Below are 21047 nucleotides of genomic sequence, written 5' to 3' on the forward strand. Positions count from 1 at the left end.
AGAAAAAACGAATGAAACGTACCCCCGCTTACCTGCTGGCTGCCTGTTTTCTGGGTGCAGCCCTTGCCTGTTCTTCCGATGCCCCGATTACGGAGTCCAAACCCAATATAATCTTTATTTTGGCGGACGATCTGGGCTACGGTGACCTGGGATCCTATGGGCAGGAAAAGATCGAAACCCCATACCTGGATGCGCTGGCCGCTTCGGGGATGTTGTTTACGCAGTTTTACTCCGGTTCACCGGTATGTGCGCCGGCCCGGGCCGTGCTGCTTACCGGACAGCACAGCGGCCGGTCACAGGTAAGGGGCAATGACGAGTGGGGCGAGCGGGGAGATGTTTGGGATTACCGGGCCATGCTGGCAGACAGTACCCTGGAAGGGCAGCGTCCCATAGCCGCCGGTACCACCACCCTGGGTACCTTATTGCAAGGGGCCGGGTATACCACGGCCATGGTAGGCAAATGGGGACTGGGAGCCCCGCATACAGTAGGTGTCCCCAATCAGCAGGGCTTTGATTACTTCTACGGATACAATTGCCAACGGCAGGCACATACCCTGTATCCGGTACACCTTTGGGAAAACGATCGCCGGGTCTATCTGGACAATGACACCATTCCTCCCAATACCCGGCTGCCGGAGGGAGCCGACCCCTACGACCCAGCCAGTTATGCCGATTATTTTCTAACCGATTACGCTCCCGAACTGATGTTTGATCGGATACAGGATTTTGTTGCCGGGCAGGAGGACGATCCGTTTTTTCTCTATTGGGCCACGCCGATTCCGCACGTGCCCTTGCAGGTACCCAGGAAATGGATCGATCATTACGTAGAGAAGTTTGGCGACGAAGAACCGTACCTGGGCGAACGCTCCTATTTCCCCACCCGCTATCCCCGGGCTACCTATGCTGCGATGGTCAGCTATTTGGACGAACAGGTAGGGCAGCTTGTGCAGCAACTCAAAGAGCAGGGCATCTACGACAATACGCTGATTGTGTTTACCTCCGATAACGGCCCCACGTTTAACGGAGGTACGGATTCTCCCTGGTTTAATAGCGGTGGCCCGTTTCGGGAAGAACGAGGGTACGGCAAGGGATTTCTATACGAAGGCGGGATACGGGTACCCATGATTGCTTCCTGGCCTGGAACCATTGCCGCGGGTTCCAGTACGGATCATGCCGCGGTGTTTTACGACCTGATGCCTACCCTGGCGGAAATTGCCGGGGTAGAAGCCCCCTTCGATTCGGACGGAATCAGCTTTTTACCCGTGATGACAGGCAACAAGCAAGCAGCGCATCCCTTCCTCTACTGGGAATTCCCATCCTATGGGGGGCAGATGGCGGTACGAATGGGTAATTGGAAAGCGCTACGCCTGGAAATTCACGCGGGAGAGTCCGAATGGGCGCTATTTGACCTCGCCGCAGATCCACTTGAAACGAAGGACCTGGCCGCCGAATACCCGGATATTGTCCGGGACATTGAAGCCATTGTGGCGGCCGAGCACGTACCTGCTGCCAATTCCCGGTGGCGGTATCCGGCGTTAGGAGAGTAAAATAAGGTTGTCGGGTAGGGGTAACGAACGATTATCTACGGCTTGCACGTTATTTGTTTAACATGACGAGCGGCCGTATTTTTTATGCGTGGAATTGGTATTTTGCAAGATACCGTGTAATTTGACTTCGTATTGAATTTACGATGGCCATGCAAGTAAAAAACCGTTTCTACGCTTATTCAGGCATTTTGTTTTTGCTTTTTGTTGGTGCAACGATGCACGGATGCGGAGATGTGGATACGCGGGAAGAAATGCCCGATCAGGTTAGCTTTAACTTTCATATTCGCCCCATTTTGTCGGACAATTGTTTTGCCTGCCACGGGCCGGATGCCAATAAACGGGAGGCAGGATTACGGCTGGATACAGAGGAAGGCGCCTACGCGGCCCTGAAGGAAAATCCCGACAAACATGCCATTGTACCTGGGAAGCCTGGAGAATCGATGCTGTTTGCCCGGATCTCTTCCGAAGAGGCATCAGAAATGATGCCGCCACCGGAATCCAATCTAAAACTATCCGATTTCGACAAGCAATTGATCCGGAAATGGATTCAGCAGGGAGCGGAATACCAGCCCCATTGGGCCTTCGTTCCTCCGCAAAAACAAGCAGCTCCTGAAAACGGCCATCCGGGCTGGTCGGATCATCCCGTGGACCGGTTTGTTTTTACTAAAATGCGCGCCAATGGCCTTCAACCCAACCCGGAGGCTGACAAAGCCCATCAGTTGAAGCGGCTAAGCCTGGATATTACCGGGCTACCCCCCAGTCCGGAAGAGGTCCGAAGCTTCGTGGAGGGGCAGCGTAGCTGGGAGGAAATGGTGGATTTATACCTGAGCAAGCCGACGTATGGGGAAAAGATGGCCTTGCTTTGGCTGGACATCGCCCGGTATTCCGATTCCTTTGGCTACCAAAACGACAATATCCGTACCCAATGGCCTTACCGGGATTGGGTGATTCATGCCTTTAACAAGAATCTTTCCTACGACACCTTTTTGACCTGGCAGTTGGCGGGTGATTTGCTGCCCAATCCTACCAAGGAACAGTTGCTGGCCACGGCATTTAACCGCAACCATAAAATCACCGAGGAGGAAGGGGTTATCCACGAGGAATACCGGGTGGAATACGTACTGGATAAAACCAATACCTTTAGCAAAGTCACGCTTGGTATAACCATGGAATGTGCCCAATGCCACGATCACAAATACGATCCGGTTTCCCAGAAGGACTATTTCAGCCTGTACGCATTTTTTAACAATACCCCGGAGAAAGGGTTTGAAGGCGGGGCTGGTTCGCCGGTTCGCGCGAAAACCCCCTTGATTTGGGTAGAAGAAGAGGATACACAGGATATCCTGTCCTTTGTAAATCATCCGGATACGGCCCGGGTGGCGGTTTCCATCATGCAGGACCTCCCGGATTCGATCCGGCCTACCCGTGTATTGGACCGGGGATTGTACGATGCGCCAACCGGTGAGCCGCTCCTGGCAAGTACACCTGCGGTCATCAAGCCTTTTGATGGCGACTTGCCACGCAACCGTTTGGGTTTGGTACAATGGGCGCTGGCACCGGACCACCCACTTACCTCGCGGGTTTTTGTTAATTTGATCTGGCAGGAGATTTTTGGAGCCGGCCTGGTACCCTCAGCGGGTGATTTTGGCATGCAGGGCAAATTGCCAACCCATCCCGAACTGCTGGATTGGCTGGCCGTGGATTTTCGGGAAAATGGCTGGGATATCAAGCAGTTGATCAAACGCATCGTTACCTCTGCTACCTACAGGCAATCCGCCGTGATTGCGCCCGACCACTTGGAAAAGGATCCGGAAAACGTGTACCTGGCCCGGTATCCCCGCAAGCGGCTGCATGCCGAGTTGATTCGCGATTTTGTGCTCGCCAGCAGCGGACTACTGGTACCCGAAATCGGCGGCCCCAGCGTGAAGCCCTACCAGCCGGAAGGGCTTTGGGAAGCGTCCAGTTCCGGAAGGGGCGAGCTAAACATCTACCGGCAGGATAAAGGAAACAAACTCTACCGAAGAGGGATTTATACGTTTATAAAACTGACCCTGCCTCCCCCTGCACTGCTGATCTTTGACGGCAGCAACCGGGACATTTGTCAGGTGAGCCGCAACCGTACCAACACCCCCTTGCAAGCCCTAGCCCTTCTGAACGACCCCATGGTATTGGAGGCATCTCGTGTGCTGGCTGAAAACCTGACGCAAAGCGGGGATTCCCCGGAAGATGCCATAGAAGAAGCCTTTGTACGTGTCTTGTGCCGCTTTCCCAATCAAGCGGAAAAAGAGGCGCTGCTGGCATTTTTTCAGGAAGAACTGGAACGGTACAGCGATGACCGAGCGGCCGCTACCGAATTGTTGACCGCTGGTGAATACCCCTCACAGGTGCACGAGACTCCAGAGCGGCCAGCAGCACTGATGCAGGTCATCGTGGCCTTGTACAACCTGGAAGAGACCCTTACCAAAACCTAAGCGATGCTGCCGAAGTACCAGTCGGCAGGAAAGCATTCCCTTTTCCCAGTTTTCCTTCGGTTAAAAAAAGACCATTTCTTGGTTGTCTTTCCGCTTAATCTTTTCGGTTGTGAGACCGTATGGGCTGCTTAATTGTTGGATGGTTAACAAAAAATTAATTTTAATTTTATCTATCGTAGTTAGGGAATAATTTGAAAAATTTATACATTTCGCAAGTAAATTTTATAGTAATCCATTTTCCTATCAATCAATTCTTTTAGTTAGGAAAGGTTTGCAGCGAAGCACTGTTGCCAGAAGTGCCAGCGGCCTACCGGGCAGTGGAACCCGAGCCTATTAGCCTTAAACCCGAAATCCGCTTGGTTTGTGCCATTACGGTCTGAAATTGAACGAAAAGCAAGCCTTTCCTTTCGTACAGCTTGTATCTTTCCCCATTTTTCGGCCTTTTTTGCTTGAATTGTTGCTTGATCCGGGTAGCATTTGTTTTTGGAAATTCCTTATTTTTCGAATTTCCAATGGGTACCCGTTCCTTTTTTGTGTGCGGGTGTATACGGCTTGAATCGTCAACTGGATCCGCTGCATTACGTGGATGTCCGTCCAATTTCCGCTTCAGGGAATGGCCGGTATTCCGGAAAGTAACGAATTCTTTTTGGGATCACATGCTTTTCAATTTGCCCTCCACGCTGGTTTCCCAGTTTGGGGCCTTTCTTTTAGCCAACAATAGATGGGCAATGGAAAGAAAAACCAACTACCTACAAAAACCAAACCCTCCAATGAACCTGGAAAACAGTACCTAATCTTGACCCAATCCGGGTCCGAGATACGTGTTTTTCATCGGTATTTAGTATTGACTGCTTCTTTAGTCCAAGCGGGAAGCTTGCAAACAAGACGATGGCATCAAGGATCGAGTCCCGGCTCAATCGCCGTTAGTGGCGATTCCCAAAAGTAAATCTGGGTAATTTTCTGCGGCAGTGTCTGGCAATCCCCATCAGTTGGGAAAGCACGGCGCGCTATTGATGATTTTCCCGGATCGTTTCAATTTCTCATAAACCAATATCCTAATGAAAAATAAATTACCTAAGGCAGGATTAGCACTGCTCCAAAGGGCAGGGGTTGCTCTGGCTTTTCCCCTACTGATCTGCCTGTTGCTTATTCAGCCCTTTCAGGCTGCAGCTGCCACCTCTGAAGGCCCCGACTTGATTGAAAGTGAGGCCGATATCACCATTACCGGCACTGTGCTGGACGAAAATGAGGAAGCACTTCCCGGGGCTACCGTCTCGGTACAAGGAACCACCCGGGGTACCGTCACGGACCTGGATGGAAAATTTTCCATTACCGTACCGGAGGAGTCTACCCTGGTAATTTCCTTTATTGGGTACCAGGCCCAGACCATCAAAGTCAGCAACCAGTCCGAGTTGACCATCCGCTTAAGCCAGGATGCCTCGGCCTTGGAAGAAGTGGTGGTGATCGGTTACGGTACCCAGCGAAAGTCCGACCTAACCGGTTCGGTCGGTTCAGTGGGAGAGACCGAATTAAGCGAGCGTCCTGCCCCTTCGCTCAATCAAGCCTTGGCGGGCAGGGTAGCCGGTGTACAGGTAAATACCAACTCTGGACGTCCAGGAGGAAGAACCAATGTGCGTATTCGTGGCTTCAGTTCTATCAATTCCTCGAATAACCCCTTGTATGTGGTGGATGGGGTAATGCTGCCCATGGGCACGATGACCCAAGCCAGTAATCCAATCGATTATATTAACCCCAATGATATCGTTTCTGTAGAAGTACTAAAAGATGCTTCGTCTACGGCAATCTACGGATCCAGAGGCGCAAATGGGGTAATTTTGGTGACCACCAAGAAAGGAAAATCCGGCGACGGTACCCTTACCTATAACGTGGACATGAGTGTGAATACCATTGGGCCCAACAGGCCGGAGGTACTCAATGCAGAAGAATACCTGGCTGTGGAAGACCTTGCCTGGAGAAACATGGAAAAATACGATCCGGTCGGATGGAATGCAGGCCGATGGGCGTATCTGAATCCTGCCCTCAGGCGTACAGACCCCCGGGTATTTGACAGTCAGGGAAACCCGCTGCACGATACGAATTGGCTGGAGGAAACGACACAGAATAAAATTTCACAAAATCATCAGTTAGGTTTTACCGGTGGAAACGAACGAACGACCTACTCCTTATCCTTGGGTTACCGGGATGATCAGGGCTTGTTGAAGACATCGTACCTTACCCGCTATTCCACCCGATTTACCATTGAAGATAAGGTGAAATCGTGGTTGACCATTGGAGGAACGCTTAGTTATAACTCCCAGGAAGAAAACCTGGTGGATGTTAGTGATGCGGTTCCCCGCCAAATTGTGGAAGATTTCCCCTTCTTACCTGTTCGGTACGAGGATGGCGTTTTTGCCAATAACCGGGATTATCCCTTTGCCGAAGGTACCATGAGCTCCATGCACCGGCTATATGGACGAAGGTATGTGCTCAATACCCAGACGACACTTGGTAGCGCCTATACAAACATCAAGTTTGCCGAGGGACTGGAAATGCGAACGGTTTTGGGTGTGAATATCATGACCCAGGAAAACAACCAATCCAGCACCCGAACGCTCGCCATTGCACAGAACGGAACTGCCTCCAAAAGCATGATGCGGGATAATTTTTGGTCCTTGGAAAATTACCTGACGTATAACAAAGTCTTCGCTGACAGGCACGCGTTTACCGGCTTATTGGGAGTATCCTGGCAGGAAAATACGTTTACCTCCATGAGTGCCAGCATTCAAAATTTTGCTACCGATTTTTTCACGTTTAATAACCTGGGAGCAGGTTCCCAGTTACCTCGTGTAGGATCCGGCGCCAATAGCCATTCACTGAACTCCTATTTTGCCCGGGTCAATTACATCCTGGATGACAAATACCTCTTTACGGCTACCGGAAGAGCGGATGGTGCTTCTAAATTCGGTGAGAACAACAAGTACGCCTTTTTCCCTTCCACCGCGGTGGCGTGGAGATTATCTGAAGAAGGCTTCCTGAAGGGGAACAGCACCATTTCCAACTTGAAGCTGCGAGCGAGCTATGGATTAACGGGTAATTCAGAAATACCTCCCTACTCTTCTCTTGCCTTGCTTAGCTCTAACTATTCAGCGATCTATAACGAATCTCAGGTTGGAGGTACAGGCATCAACCGACTTGCCAATCCCGATTTGAGGTGGGAAAAAACGGCACAAAGTGATATTGGATTGGAACTGGGCTTGTTCCAGAATAGAGTTACGGTGGAGATGGATTATTACTACCGAAAGACCACCGATATGCTTCTAGATGCTCCGGTTCCAAGAACTAGCGGATATGCGACGATACGAAGCAACGTGGGTTCTATGGAGAATAAGGGTATTGAATTTACGCTTAATACGGTCAATGTCGAGAAAGCGGACTTTACCTGGAATACTTCCTTCAATCTTTCTGCCAATAGAAACAAGGTATTGTCACTGGCTACCCCGGCAGATATTTTTGGCGTGGGCGGACCTAACTTTACCAATGCGACAAATATTATCCGAGTGGGAGAACCTGTGGGTTCATTTTGGGGATTGGTACGATTGGGAATCTGGAGCGAAGAAGAGCGAAGTGAGGCTGCAGAATACGTAAGTTATAGAAACGGCTTGACGATCCTTCCGGGTGACGTCAAGTACCTGGATGTGAATGGCGACAAAGCCATCAACGATTCCGACCGGATGATTATTGGAAACGGTAACCCCAACATGTGGGGAGCCTTGAACAACAACTTGCGGTTCAGAAATTGGGACCTGACGCTTGAATTACAATACATGTACGGCAATGACCTGCTGGATATGAACCTGCACCCCAGCGAAGATCGACAGGCACTGGCAAACAGCTACCGCACCGTGTTGAATGCCTGGACACCTACCAACCAAAATACCATGGTGGCTGAGATCCGGGATACCCGTGCGGGTTACGTAACGAACGTAGATTCCCGTTGGGTAAAAGATGCTTCTTTCTTAAGGGGTAGAAACGTGCTAATCGGATACACGTTCCCTACAGAAGTTGCTAACCGCATTAAGTTAAGCAGGTTACGGGTGTACAGCACGGTCCAGAATTTTTTCCTGCTCACGGGTAGTGAAATTATCGGTGATCCGGAAGTGGCACCCATACGGGGAGGTAATAACAACAATGTCTTTTCTCAAGGCATGAACTGGCATGCCTATCCCAAGCCTACTACGTACATGCTTGGCCTACAGGTAACCCTTTAATTGATCTGGAATAACCTAAATGAAAAAAACAATGAAATTGACTATAAAAAAATGGTCCCATTCCTATCTTTCTCTAGGACTGGCACTGCTTATTTTTACGACAGGATGTGAGGAATTTCTCAGCGAAGAGGACCCCTCAAACCTAACGCCGGAGTCCTTTTACACGATTCCGGATCATGCGGAAGCGGCACTTGCTGCGGTATATGCAGACATGCGTTTCTATGGTGGTGGTTCGGGAATTTTCTCTTCCACCTGGCAGCTTCTGGAAGCTACTACCGGGACTTCCACTACAGAAACTGCCCAAAATTCCGATTTGAATAACCTGTACGGGTTGATTTATGACGGAAGAACCGGGCACATCATCAACTGGTGGAACGGCCTTTACAAGGTGATTGCACAGGCGAACCTGGTATTGGATCGTGTTCCGGCCATCACGCCCATGGACGAGGCCCAGAAGGCCAAAATTTTGGGTGAAGCCCGTTTTATTAGAGCTTGGGCGTATTTCTATGCGGTACGGCTTTGGGGAAATGTTCCCTTGATTAAAGTTCCCCAAACGGCAAGTGCAGAGGATTTTAGACCCTCACCAGCTCCTCAGGAACAAGTTTATGAATTGATTTTAGAAGATTTGTTAGCCGCCGAAAGTGCGGGCTTGCCTTGGATGGATCCTAGTGGTCGGGTTTCTGCGGCAGCCGTTAAGGCCCAATTGGCCAAAGTGTACCTGACCATGGCGGGTTTTCCGTTAAGCAAGGGTGCGTCCCATTACCAGCTAGCAGCAGCTAAATCCAAAGAGGTGATCGATTATGCCAATGCGAATCCAGGTTCAATTAACTTATTCCCGACGTATGGTGACCTGCACGATGAGACCAACGGCAACCGGCTGGAACACTTGTTTATGCTCCAATACAATGTGATCGTAGCAGGCAATCCCATGAACAACATGTTTCCGAACTTTAAGCCTGTAACGTTCCAAGGTCCTTCTGGCACTGGAAGCACCGTCCCTACAATTGAATTCTATAATTCGTATGAAGAGGGTGACAAGAGAGCGGTAAATCAGGAAGGCTTCTTCTATACCACCTATTATACAAACGGAAGCGGCGAGGAATTTGATTTAGGAGCTCCTTATATATTCAAACATTTCAACCGAGCTGCATTGGGAACAGCCGGCGTGCCCGGTAATCGTGCGAATAACCTCAACGTACCGTTGATCCGGTTTGCAGAAGTACTGCTGATATATGCAGAGGCACAAAATGAAGTGGGTGGCCCCGATGCATTGGCGCATGAAAGCTTGAAGCGGATCCGAGACAGGGCAGAACTTGCGACACCTTCCTTGGGTGAATTTACCGCTGCTTCTTTCAGAGAGGCTGTTTGGAAGGAAAGGTGGCACGAGCTCTGCTACGAGCAGATTACCTGGTTTGATATGCTGCGCTTGCGCAAAGCGTACAATGAGTTGACAGACGGTTTCGACGATTTCGTCGGCCATGTCAACCTGAGCTCCAACCAGGCTTTGCAAAGCATGCATTTATTGATGCCCTACCCTCTGCCTGAAATGCAGAACAATCCCAATTTACAACCCCAAAACCCGGGATTCCCCTAATAACGGCCCCCTTGTTTTTAACTAGTAAAAGCTTCCCGATAAACTACGGTTTTTCGGGAAGTTTACATTATATTCCATAATAAACCCAAAATCCCATTTACGATGAATAAATTAACAAAAATCAATCGAAGGAAATTTTTAAACCGCTCAGCGCTATTGGCATTAACGCCTCCATTGCTTTCGCACTACCCTAATTTTTTTACGAGAAAGAAAAAACTCCGGCATGTTTGTGTAGGAGTAGGGGGCATGGGCTGGCACGATCTGAATCGCTTCAAATCCCATCCGGAAGTGGAAATCGTCGCCATTTGTGACGTGGACGAAAACCATTTGGCCAGGGCATCGGAGGCCTTGCCGCAGGCAAAAACCTATACCGATTGGCGAACCTTATTTGCTAATGAAATGGGGAATTTCGATTCCATAAATGTCAGCGTGCCGGACCACAACCATTTTCCGATCAGTTACCGCGCCATACAGGCAGGCAAGCACGTGTATTGCCAGAAGCCCATGTGCCACGACGTGGCCGAAATCCGAAAACTCACCGAAGCCGCCAAAAAAGCAGGCATTGTCAGTCAGCTGGGTACCCAACACGCCTCCGGTAAGGGAGACCGCACCGCTGTGCAATGGATCAAGGAAGGGCATATTGGAAAAATAAAGCAGGTGTACCTTTGCTCCAACCGGCCCGGCGCCACGGAGGCCTACCGGTTTGAAGGACCCCGCCCGGCGAACGGTGAAAATCCCCCGGCCCACGTGCATTGGGAGCAATTTATCGGAACAGCCCCCATGCGTCCCTATGCACCCAAAATTTACCATCCTTCCAAATGGAGGGCCTGGCAGGATTTTGGAACCGGTTGGTCGGGGGATATCGGCTGCCACATTCTGGATGCTGTCTGGAAAGGAATGGGATTGACCGCACCCCTTTCGGTGACTGCGCGGGTGCAGGAATCCTGGGAGCAATCCCCCGCCCGGAGAGCGGATACCTGGCCACAGAGCAATCACATCACCTGGGTGTTTCCCGGCAACGACATGACCGCATCCGATACATTGACGGTAGAATGGTTTGACGGGGAGTTTTATCCCCCCGAAGCCGTTCGGTCGTTGTATTCACTGGAAGACTATCCAGCGGAATCGGCCATGCTGATTGGTACCGAGGGAGCCCTCTTGATTCCCCATACCAAAATGCCTGTGTTATTGCCGGAAAGCAAGTTTCAAGCGGTAGCCAATCCTGATCTCGAAGAACGCGACCATTACCATCATTTTGCAGATGCCTGCCTGGGCAAGGTGAAGACCGAAAGCGATTTCGCCGTTTCCGGTCCCATGTCCGAAACGGTGATTTTGGGTACCGTGGCGATTCGCATGCCCAATACCCTGCTTACCTGGGATGCCCGCCGAATGAAAATCAGCCAACCCGCAGAAGCCAATCGGTACCTTTCCAGAACGTACCGAAAAGGCTGGAAGGTGTGATATAATTCGGTCAAAAAAAATCCCTAAATTTTTATCGAAGAACAGTCAGGGCCGGTTTTACTAAGACATCCGGTCCTGGCTTTTTCTTTTACCGGCAACTCTGCAAGAGGTTTTCGACGCCTACAGGATCGAAAATGTGCCCTATTCGCATAAAATCAGGTTGTACAACGGCAATTTGAAAAATTATTCAGTAATTTAGGAATCGTGCTCAAATGACCTGTCCCGGCCCCCTATGCGTTATAAAATATTCTTCCTGGTACTGCCGTTTCTTTACTCCATTCATTTGGCAGGACAATCCATACCCTCCGAAAAACCGAATATTCTTATTATTTTAACCGACGATCAGGGGTATCACGACGTGTCCTACTACGGAACGAAGGACATCCGAACGCCCCATATCGATGCGCTCCGTGCAGACGGTATGCGGCTGGATAATTTCTACACCAACTCCCCGGTATGTGCCCCTACCCGGGCTTCCCTGATGTCGGGCCGCTATCCCGATCGGGTGGGAGTGCCTGGGCTGATTCGCTCGATTCCGGATAATACCTGGGGATACCTGGACCCCAAGGCCAAACTTCTCCCGGCGCTGCTACGGGAAAAAGGCTACCATACCGCCCATGTGGGCAAATGGAACCTGGGCCTGGAAACACCCAACCTGCCCAATGAACGGGGATTTGATTTTTTTCATGGCTGGTTGGAAGACATGATGGACGACTACTGGACGCACCGCCGGCACGGGAGAAATTACCTGCGGCTCAACAAATCCAGCATCGAGGCGGAAGGCCACGCCACCGACCTGTTTACCCAATGGTCCGTCGATTACATTCAGTCAAGGAAGGATGCCGAATCACCTTTTTTTCTATACCTGGCCTACAATGCCCCCCATTTTCCGGTACAGCCCCCCGAAGAATGGCTGGAAAAGGTAAAACGCAGGGAACCCGGCCTATCCGATACCCGGGCCGAACTGCTGGCCTTTATCGAACACATGGACGAGGGAATCGGGCAAGTGGTGCAGGCGCTTAAGGAAACCGGACAGTACGAAAACACGCTCATCATCTTCACCAGCGATAACGGCGGGCATTTGCCAAGTCAGGCAAATAACGGACCCTTGCGGGACGGAAAACAAAGCATGTACGAAGGGGGATTAAAGGTGCCGGCCTTGATTTCCTGGCCGGGGCATATCCAGGCAGGGTCGGTATCCGCGCAGGTAAACCTGACCATGGATGTATTGCCCACACTGGCCGAACTGGTGGAGGCAAGCCTACCCGAATCGATAGACGGGCGTAGTTTCTTGCCAATGCTGCTGGGCAAACAGATGCCTGCCAGCGATCGTCCGTTGTATTTTGTCCGAAGGGAAGGAGGAACCCGCTACGGTGGGAAAGCCTACCATGCCCTGCGGCTGGGGGACTGGAAACTGTTGCAAAATAACCCCTATCAGGGTATGGAACTGTACCACCTGAAAGAAGATCCCCTGGAACAAACGAATCGCATCGAAGACGAGCAGGAAGTCTACCAGGAATTGCACCGATTGCTACGGCTCCAGATTCAGGAAAGTGGAAAAGTCCCCTGGCAGCGCCCGGATTGATAGGATAGCAGCTAAAACCCAAAAAACACATATACCATGAAGTCAATTTTAGTAAATGTACTACCCCTTGCGCTAAGCCTTTTTTACGGCATCGTGCCCTCAATGGCAACTTCCGACCGGCTAAAAAACGATCCGCCCAATATCATCGTTATCTTTGCCGACGACCTGGGCTACGGGGATTTGGGGGTTTTTGGACACCCGACCATCCATACCCCTAACCTGGACCGCATGGCTTTTGAAGGCCAGAAGTGGACCAACTTTTACGTGGCGGCCCCCGTCTGTACGCCCAGCAGGGCCGGGTTGCTTACCGGCAGATTGCCCATTCGCTCCGGCATGGCCAGCGATCGGCGGCGGGTGTTGTTCCCGGATTCGAAAGGAGGCTTGCCCCAATCGGAAATTACCATTGCCCGGGCTCTAAAGGGTACCGGCTACCGTACCGCAGCTATCGGAAAATGGCACTTGGGGCATTCATCTCCTCATTTGCCCACGGATCATGGTTTTGACAGCTATTTTGGCATCCCCTATTCCAACGATATGGACAAGGTAGAGAAAACGGATCACTATACGCTGGCCGATCAGGAACGCTACCAGGCATACAATGTTCCCTTATTGCGAGACAAGGAAATAATCGAACGTCCAACGGACCAGCGAAGCATCACCCGCCGGTATACCGAAGAGGCGGTGACTAAAATCAATGAATTCGGAGAGGATCCGTTCTTTATCTACCTGGCGCATAACCTGCCCCATATTCCGCTGTTCCGCTCGGCGGAGTTCCGGGAGCAATCCCTGGCTGGCATTTACGGAGACGTGATCGAGGAAATCGATTGGTCGGTGGGACAAATTTTGGAGGCCTTGAAAGAAGCGGGCGTGGCCGAGAATACCCTGGTGGTCTTTACCTCTGATAACGGCCCCTGGCACACCTTCCGAACTCATGGGGGTACGGCCGGGCTGCTGAGAGGAGCAAAAGGAGGCACCTTTGAAGGGGGGATGCGGGAGCCCACGGTTTTCTGGTGGCCGGCAGGCATCAAACCGGGTGTCGTACGGGACATGGCCACTACGATGGATTTGCTGCCTACCTTCTGTGCCTTGTCCGGCACCGAATTGCCGGATGACCGGGTGTACGATGGCTACGACCTCAGTCCGTTGCTTCGAGGTACGGGTAAAAGCGGTCGGGAGACGGTGTTTTATTACCGGGGTCAGCAGGTTTATGCGGTTCGTAAAGGGGATTACAAGGCACATTTTATTACGCAGTTGGAATACGGAAATCCTACGGCACATCCGGTAACCCGCCCGGAAGTAACTGTGGAAAATACACCCACGGTATTGGATACACCGCTGCTGTACAATGTCAACGTAGACCCCGGTGAGCGCTTCAATATAGCCGATGCACATCCCGAGATCATCGCTGAAATCAGAGCGGTCATGGAAGCACACAAGGCGGGTGTCGTACCGGTAGAAAATCAACTGGAAAAATAGCCCACAATCTGCAGAAAACGGGAAAATGCGTCGATCATCCATAAAAAAAGGTACGTACATGAAGGGGAAAACGATTTACTTCCGATTGCTGGCGGCATTCGCATTGGTGCTAGCTGACGAAAATAAGGGGCTGGCATTTCAAGCGCCCGAGCGCCCAAACGTGATTCTGATTATCACCGATGACCAAGGTTACGGGGATCTGGGTATTCACGGCAATCCCCATGTTCAAACACCCGTCTTGGACAAGCTAGGAAGGGAAAGTCTGCGCTTGACCAACTTTTACGTGTCACCGGTTTGCGCGCCTACGCGCTCCAGTCTGATGACCGGGAGGTATTCCCTGCGTACCGGTGTGCGGGATACCTATAACGGCGGAGCCATCATGGCTACCGAAGAAGTAACCCTTGCCGAGATGCTGCAGTCGACCGGCTACCGAACGGGTATTTTTGGAAAATGGCACCTGGGGGATAATTACCCTTCCCGACCCGGCGACCAGGGTTTTGAGGAATCCCTGATTCACCTTTCTGGTGGCATGGGGCAGCCGGGAGATTTTACCACGTATTTTCAAGGAGACCGTAGTTATTTCGATCCCGTTCTTTGGTACAACGGGGAGCAAAAGGCCTTTCAGGGCTATTGTTCGGATATTTTCACCACGGAGGCCTTGACCTTTATAGAAAAAAAGGCAGCGGAGCCGTTTTTCCTCTATCTTTCATTCAATGCTCCCCACACCCCCCTGCAGGTTCCGGACAAGTATTATGAACGGTACAAAGACCTGGATCCCTCGGCCGGATTTGACGAAGACGGCCGTCCCTTTCCGGAAATGAGCGAACGGGACAAAGAAGCTGCCCGAAAAGTCTATGCCATGGTATCCAATATCGACGATAACGTGGGAAGGGTACTGAATAAGTTGGAAGAACTGGATATTGCGGAGAATACGGTTGTGATCTTTATGACCGACAACGGTCCCCAGCAGGCCCGCTACGTGGGGGGGATGCGTGGTAGAAAAGGAAGTGTATTCCGGGGAGGGGTACGTGTACCGTTTTTTCTCCGGTTACCGGATCGACTGGAAGGCAATAGGGACATTTCCACGAGCCTGGCCCATATCGACGTGCTGCCCACGCTCGCTGACCTATGCGGGGCGTCCCTTCCGACAGACCGGAAAATTGACGGCAAAAGCTTCGTTCCCTTGCTTCAGGGAAGGGATGCGGTCGGCTTTGACGAAAGGTCCTTGTTCTTTTACTGGACCCGGAGGTACCCCGAATTGTACACCAATGTGGCCCTGCAAAAGGGAAAGTATAAGTTGGTCGGGAATACCGATTTTGATGCGGAGGTGGGGGAGTTTGACCTATTTGATCTGAAGGAAGATCCCTACGAATTAAACTCGATCGTGGAAGCGAATAAACCGGTTGCGCGAGCACTGAAATCCGAAATGGATGCGATGATAGCCGATTTGACGCAATCTCCCCACCTCAACCAGGCCCAGCGGGTAATCATCGGCAGCGAGCAGGAAAACCCGGTTTACCTCAACCGCAACGATGCCGGTGGGGAGCGCGGCATTTGGACCCAGGAAGAGGTATTTGGCATGTGGAAGGTCAAGACCCTGGAGGGCAGGTATAACATTCGCTTCAAATTTATCAAACCCCTGGAAACCAAGGGGAAAATGGTGCTGGAAACCAATTCGGTAATTATTCAGGAGCAAATAGAAGCAGTACCTACCGATGAAATTACGTTGGAGAACGTCTATTTGCCCGAAATGGAAGTAGACCTGATTCCCCACTATGTGACGGAAGGAAGAAGTATTTTTCCGCTATGGATGGAGTTGGAAAAAATTTCTGATCCATGAAATCTGGCACGAGAAAGGTATTTTTTATTGGGGGAAGTATTCACTCAGTAAAAAGCAGGCCTGTAGGGCCTGAACAATACTAACCGTGGGTGCAGCCCACGGAAAAGGAAATAAAAAAGTACCTCCAACCCCGGATGGGGTTGAACCTGAAGTAGATGACTTTTTAAGATCAAACCTTGTTCAACCCACTCTGGGGTTGCGGTTAGGATAGACCGGCTTATGATCCCCGGGTTTCGCCCGGGGTTACTGGTATTGAAGCCCTTCAGGCTTCGGAGGCGAAGGGAAGCTTGTTTCCGGGGAGTTTATGCGGGACTTCCTTTCATCGGATTGGGCTAAATGGAAAATATTTTCTAGGGACGTTGATTTAGACTATTGACGAATCTCTCAGTAAAAGCAGGCCTGTAGGGCCTGAATACCAATAACCGTGGGTGCCGCCCACGGAAAAGGAAATAAAAAAGTACCTCCAACCCCGGATGGGGTTGAATCTGAAGTAGATGAATTTTTAAGATTATACCTTGTTCAACCCACTCTGGGGTTGCGGGCAGGATAGACCTGCTCATGATCCCCGGGTTTCGCCCGGAGTTATTGGTATTGAAGCCCTTCAGGCTTCGGAGGCGAACGGAAGCTTGTTTCTGGGAAGTTTATGCGGGACTTCACTTCAGAGGATTGGGCTAAATGGAGAATATTTTCTATGGACGTTGATTTAGACTGTTGACGAATCTCTCAGTAAAAGCAGGCCTGAAGGGCCTGAACAATACTATCCGTGGGTGCAGCCCACGGAAAAGGAAACAAACAAGTACCTCCAACCCCGGATGGGGTTGAACCTTGATTACATGCGTTGTAAAAATAGCGCTTCTGGAGATTGGGTCATACTAGTTATTCCAGATAGGCAGTGAAGACCTCGCTGGCTGTAGTATACCCGGCACCTTTCCATCAAGATCTTTTTTTGAACACCTCAATCGGCAAAAAGTCAGCTGCATCGGCCATGAACGAATCAGAAAACGAAAGAGTTAGCCAATGAGCAGCGCAGATTCATTGACAAACGATTTTCGCAGCTTTAGCTTTCCGGCTCCCAGCGCAGCCGGCACAGTTGGGTGCCCAAGGCGGGGTTGTGGTTAGAGGAAAGGAACTCCTCCCCAGCTACCTCGTAAATTTCCGGAGCGGCGCAGGGAATTTGTCCCAGGTATTTACGCGCGGCAGAGGCATCCTCCCTGCCAAAGTCCAGGGGATCGTCACTTCGGAACACATGGGTAATCGCCTGCACATAGTTTTGGGTCCGGAAAAGGTAATAATAGCCCTCCCGGTACACCACGTGTGGGCATTCGATTTCCCACCAGTTACTCCCATATTGATGTGCCCGGTGCACCAGTTGGTAGTTGGACCAGTGGAGCAAGTCCCGGGAGGTACGCACAAACATCCCGCCTTTTCGCGGATCGCCTTCCTCCAGGCCGGTATAGTACAGGTGCCAAAGACCGTCTATCTTGATTAGGCAGGGATCCCGTGCCTCTCCCGGACCGGTAAATGCCCGGCTGAGCCCGTCATCAAAAGCATGCCTACTCCAATGCAGCCCGTCGGGGGAAGTCATGATGCAAATCTGGCATTCGGTGTCAAAGCTTTCGTTACGGGTTTTTCCCCGGGCCGGAACGCCTTCCCGGTTTCTTCCCGTGCTGTGGCCGCCATAAAACATGTAATAAAGGCCGTTTTCTTTGACGAAAAAAGGGGATTGGATCCACTCTTCGTTTCCCCATCCGTTAATGCTCTCGCCAAAGGCCTCGTTTGCCCGGATAAACTCGCCGGTGTCTTCCCAAGGGCTGTCGGTTAGATTTTTGGCTTTCCAATGGTACAGGATTCTTCCCCATCCGGTATGGCGTACACAGCCCCAGAGGTGCCACTGCCCGTCGTTTGCCTGAAAGAGATGGTGATCCACCGATTCGTAGTTTAGGAGGTTTCCGTCATCACCCATTTTGACAGGGATTGTATGGCTTCCCTGTGCCGGGGGAGGACCAATCAACCACCAGTCTTCGTCCAGTACCGGGCGGAGTTTGGTTTTGATAAGGGGCGTGCCGTTCGTTTCAGGTGCTAACCGAAGCAAACTGCTTCCACTCAGCATTCCGAACGCTCCGCAATACAGACTGCTTTTAAGGAAGCGCCTGCGGTTGGAGGGCTTTGGTTTAGGGGGGATCGGTTGATGCTTTTTTTTCACGGAAATCGAAAAGGTTACCTCGTTGCTTATTACTCACCCATTTACAAGGGATACGCATGGCTATTGAGAACCAATTTACAACATGTATTTGTTTTTTCCTTTTCAGTAATGAAAGCTTTTTTACGAAGTTACCTTACAGGTGATCTTGAATCAGTTGGTATTCTTTTGAAGGGTTGAGGGATGGAGCTGGGTAAATCGCTCCGAATCGGGTTGGAAAATCTGTGCCTGAAAATCCCCCTTTCCCTCCGCCGCGGCGGAGGGATTTAGTTACACTACCAGAAAACGCTGGCGGTCCACTAGGGCATGTAAATCGACTAGACGTTTACCCAATTAATGCAAAATAGCTACCATTTAAACGGAATGAAAAAACTACTCGTGCATACCGTTATCGGTAAACCGCACGTATCCAATTCCCCTTTTGTCTGATGGTTTAAGCAAGGGATTATCGGACGGAAATCCCCGCTGGGTATTGCATCCACGACACCCTTCTATTTTGAGAACATACTTGAGTGACGCAATCGTCGAATGGTCATTTGCAATGAAAAAAAAAATTGAGGAATGATTTATAAACAAGCTTCGAGGTTGAAGTCTTTTTAAGATAATAGTTGATTAACACCTCAAACAACGTCGAGGGTGAAAAAGAATCCAAAATAAATTAAGGGAATTTCTGTCTGCCTATGATTCTTACTATTCGTACCTGATCTGACACTGTGAAAAAAATGGTGTGGGAAATGTGGACACAGTACCCGTATCCTTCACGAATATTGAGTGCCAAGGGAAACATCTTATGGTTTTCGGCGATTCGCTCAAAGGCCTTTTTCAGTGAGTTGTGGTATTTTTCAGCTTGTATGGGTCCGAATTCATTTAATCCATATAAATAAATTTCAATAAGATCTTCTTCAGCCTGACGTGTCAGTACAAACTTCATTGCCGATTTTTAGCTCGCTTCTTGGCCTCTTCCAACACCTCTGACATTGATTTCGAGGAATATCCACTTTCCTCTCCCTTAATTAGTTCAGCACGTAACCAATTTCGTTGTTCTTCATGTTCTCTTTGCCTTCGGATCAAGTCATTGATCAGCTCGCTTTTACTAGCATATTCGTTGTCTTGAATTTTTTCCTTCATCCAACGGTCATTTGGCTCATTTACTGTTATTGTTTGTCTAGCCATTACGTCAATTTTGGTGTAAAAATACACCATTTAACCTGTTTAAGCAAGTTTTCCGATTAAGACCAGAAATTGGTATGGTCCGCAAATGCGCATTAAATGAGCAATTTCTATACATGGGCTCCATTCGTTGATACCACCCGCAGGGCGTAGCATCCACGACACCCTTCTATTTTGAGAACATACTTCAGCAACGCAATTGTTAAAAGGTCATTTGCAATGGCTAAAAACTAGCCACAAAAGTAAAAGGTCTACAAAATGTAGGGCTCCTCATCTTGTAAAGTAAAACAACCATCCGGTATTTCAGTCTAGACGAATCCTCACGAAGCCCAATTCATCATCCATATTTTCGTACAACCAGATTTTGTTATCCGTGAAAAAGTGTTGGCTTGGATTTTTAGGGTAATGCTCCAGATACGTCTCACCGAGCATCGTTAAATCCTTGTCCAAAACGGTGAGGTAAACTTCTGCGCCGGTTTCGATTGCTTCTCCGTATTCGTCCAGGTTTTCGGAAAATTGGGTTGTGAACGATAGCCGGATGTAACGCTGAGATACCGGGTCCCATTTAGGAGGTAAAAAATAAATCGACTCATTGAAATTCATGTAATGTTCTTCCGCCTGCAGCAGTTCCACCGTTTTTGGGAGTTTGTATTCATTTTGGTTAGGTGTAAGCTGACTTTCCCAGGTTTTCAGGTACAGGGAATCCAACCGGATATCGTACACATAGGCTTCATTGAATGCGCCGTTGGTGATCACGATTTTGTTGTCCTGGATCGCGTGTGCTATAGGTTTTGGGCTGAACCCTCCTGCGGGTTTTCCCTCGTGTTCGATTTCCATCCGGTAGTCGTTGAGCTTCCTGGTCTCGGGCAACGGTATTTTTTCATACGACTCAGTTTCTAGGTCAAACCGGATAAGAAAAAATTGGTGGTCCAGCCACTTGCCGTACAGGCCATAAAACGTATTCGGATCACTGGGATGCTCCATCAAGCGTATGGGAAATGTTTCCGGACCCTCTATTTCCGAGGCAATTCTGGTCAACTTTAGGTCCCTGACTTTCTTGCCCTCCTGATCAAATAAGGCATTGAGTCGATTGGACCAGACCATTACCTGGTCGTTGCCGGTCAATGCATAGCCGCCTATGTATCCTCCCATTCCATCGGGGCCTTCCTTTTCATAATGGAGGGTCTCCTCCAATAGCAAATCGGTCAGATTGACCTTATCAAACCTGGCCTCGCCATAGTTATAGTGATACAGGTAGTTACCATCGGCGGAAAGCTCGGGGTGGGTAAGACCGTATTTCAGGTTGATGATGCTGCCTTGTGGATCAATGACCACCGTATCCTGTGTCAATAAAAAATCAACATGGGCCGCTGGCTCGGTTTTTTTTTTTCTGAGCAGCCTAAAAGAATAAGTAGACTGAATACAAGTACAGGAG

At 50.1% G+C, this 21047-nt stretch carries 12 protein-coding genes; 8 read left to right on the forward strand and 4 right to left on the reverse strand.

What is annotated here, in order from left to right:
• Nucleotides 1-11: 11 nt before the first annotated feature.
• The 8 genes from BMW71_RS15690 to BMW71_RS15730 all read left to right on the forward strand — a co-directional run bounded on the left by BMW71_RS15690 (nucleotide 12) and on the right by BMW71_RS15730 (nucleotide 16242).
• The gene (locus BMW71_RS15690) at nucleotides 12-1547 is read left to right on the forward strand and encodes an arylsulfatase (protein ID WP_092175951.1); all 1536 of its coding nucleotides are present in this window, start codon (nucleotides 12-14) and stop codon (nucleotides 1545-1547) included.
• Between the two features lie 149 nt (nucleotides 1548-1696).
• Entirely contained in the window at nucleotides 1697-4018 is a 2322-nt protein-coding gene (locus tag BMW71_RS15695; protein WP_394333697.1) for a PSD1 and planctomycete cytochrome C domain-containing protein, read from the forward strand.
• Between the two features lie 1058 nt (nucleotides 4019-5076).
• Nucleotides 5077-8286, forward strand: coding sequence for a SusC/RagA family TonB-linked outer membrane protein (locus tag BMW71_RS15705; protein WP_092175959.1), 3210 nt, complete (start codon nucleotides 5077-5079; stop codon nucleotides 8284-8286).
• A 31-nt stretch (nucleotides 8287-8317) separates the two neighbouring features.
• Complete coding sequence (locus BMW71_RS15710; protein ID WP_092176150.1) at nucleotides 8318-9880, forward strand: RagB/SusD family nutrient uptake outer membrane protein; 1563 nt, start codon at nucleotides 8318-8320, stop codon at nucleotides 9878-9880.
• Nucleotides 9881-9982: 102 nt separating this feature from the next.
• Nucleotides 9983-11341 (forward strand): Gfo/Idh/MocA family protein, encoded by a 1359-nt coding sequence (locus BMW71_RS15715; RefSeq protein WP_092175962.1) that lies wholly within the window; start codon nucleotides 9983-9985, stop codon nucleotides 11339-11341.
• 232 nt (nucleotides 11342-11573) lie between these two features.
• Nucleotides 11574-12926, forward strand: coding sequence for a sulfatase family protein (locus BMW71_RS15720; RefSeq protein ID WP_092175965.1), 1353 nt, complete (start codon nucleotides 11574-11576; stop codon nucleotides 12924-12926).
• A 36-nt stretch (nucleotides 12927-12962) separates the two neighbouring features.
• On the forward strand, nucleotides 12963-14402 hold the full coding sequence (locus BMW71_RS15725; protein ID WP_092175967.1) for a sulfatase family protein: 1440 nt from the start codon (nucleotides 12963-12965) through the stop codon (nucleotides 14400-14402).
• A gap of 58 nt (nucleotides 14403-14460) precedes the next feature.
• Entirely contained in the window at nucleotides 14461-16242 is a 1782-nt protein-coding gene (locus BMW71_RS15730) for an arylsulfatase (RefSeq protein WP_092176153.1), read from the forward strand.
• Between the two features lie 1057 nt (nucleotides 16243-17299).
• On the opposite strand, the gene BMW71_RS15735 is transcribed toward BMW71_RS15730, so the two are convergent.
• The 4 genes from BMW71_RS15735 to BMW71_RS15755 all read right to left on the reverse strand — a co-directional run bounded on the left by BMW71_RS15735 (nucleotide 17300) and on the right by BMW71_RS15755 (nucleotide 20962).
• Nucleotides 17300-18445: a glycoside hydrolase family protein gene (locus BMW71_RS15735; RefSeq protein ID WP_143057641.1), complete on the reverse strand. Its 1146-nt coding sequence runs from the start codon at nucleotides 18443-18445 to the stop codon at nucleotides 17300-17302.
• A 655-nt stretch (nucleotides 18446-19100) separates the two neighbouring features.
• Nucleotides 19101-19373: a type II toxin-antitoxin system RelE/ParE family toxin gene (locus tag BMW71_RS24135; RefSeq protein WP_092175975.1), complete on the reverse strand. Its 273-nt coding sequence runs from the start codon at nucleotides 19371-19373 to the stop codon at nucleotides 19101-19103.
• On the reverse strand, nucleotides 19370-19615 hold the full coding sequence (locus tag BMW71_RS15750) for a ribbon-helix-helix domain-containing protein (RefSeq protein WP_092176156.1): 246 nt from the start codon (nucleotides 19613-19615) through the stop codon (nucleotides 19370-19372). The genes BMW71_RS24135 and BMW71_RS15750 overlap by 4 nt, the downstream gene beginning before the upstream one ends.
• A gap of 300 nt (nucleotides 19616-19915) precedes the next feature.
• Nucleotides 19916-20962 carry a DUF4221 family protein gene (locus tag BMW71_RS15755; protein WP_244891196.1) on the reverse strand — a complete coding sequence of 349 codons (1047 nt, stop codon included), beginning with the start codon at nucleotides 20960-20962 and terminating at the stop codon, nucleotides 19916-19918.
• Nucleotides 20963-21047 lie beyond the last annotated feature (85 nt).

The organism is Cyclobacterium xiamenense (assembly GCF_900109255.1).
In the GTDB taxonomy this organism is placed as follows: Bacteria; Bacteroidota; Bacteroidia; order Cytophagales; family Cyclobacteriaceae; genus Cyclobacterium; species Cyclobacterium xiamenense.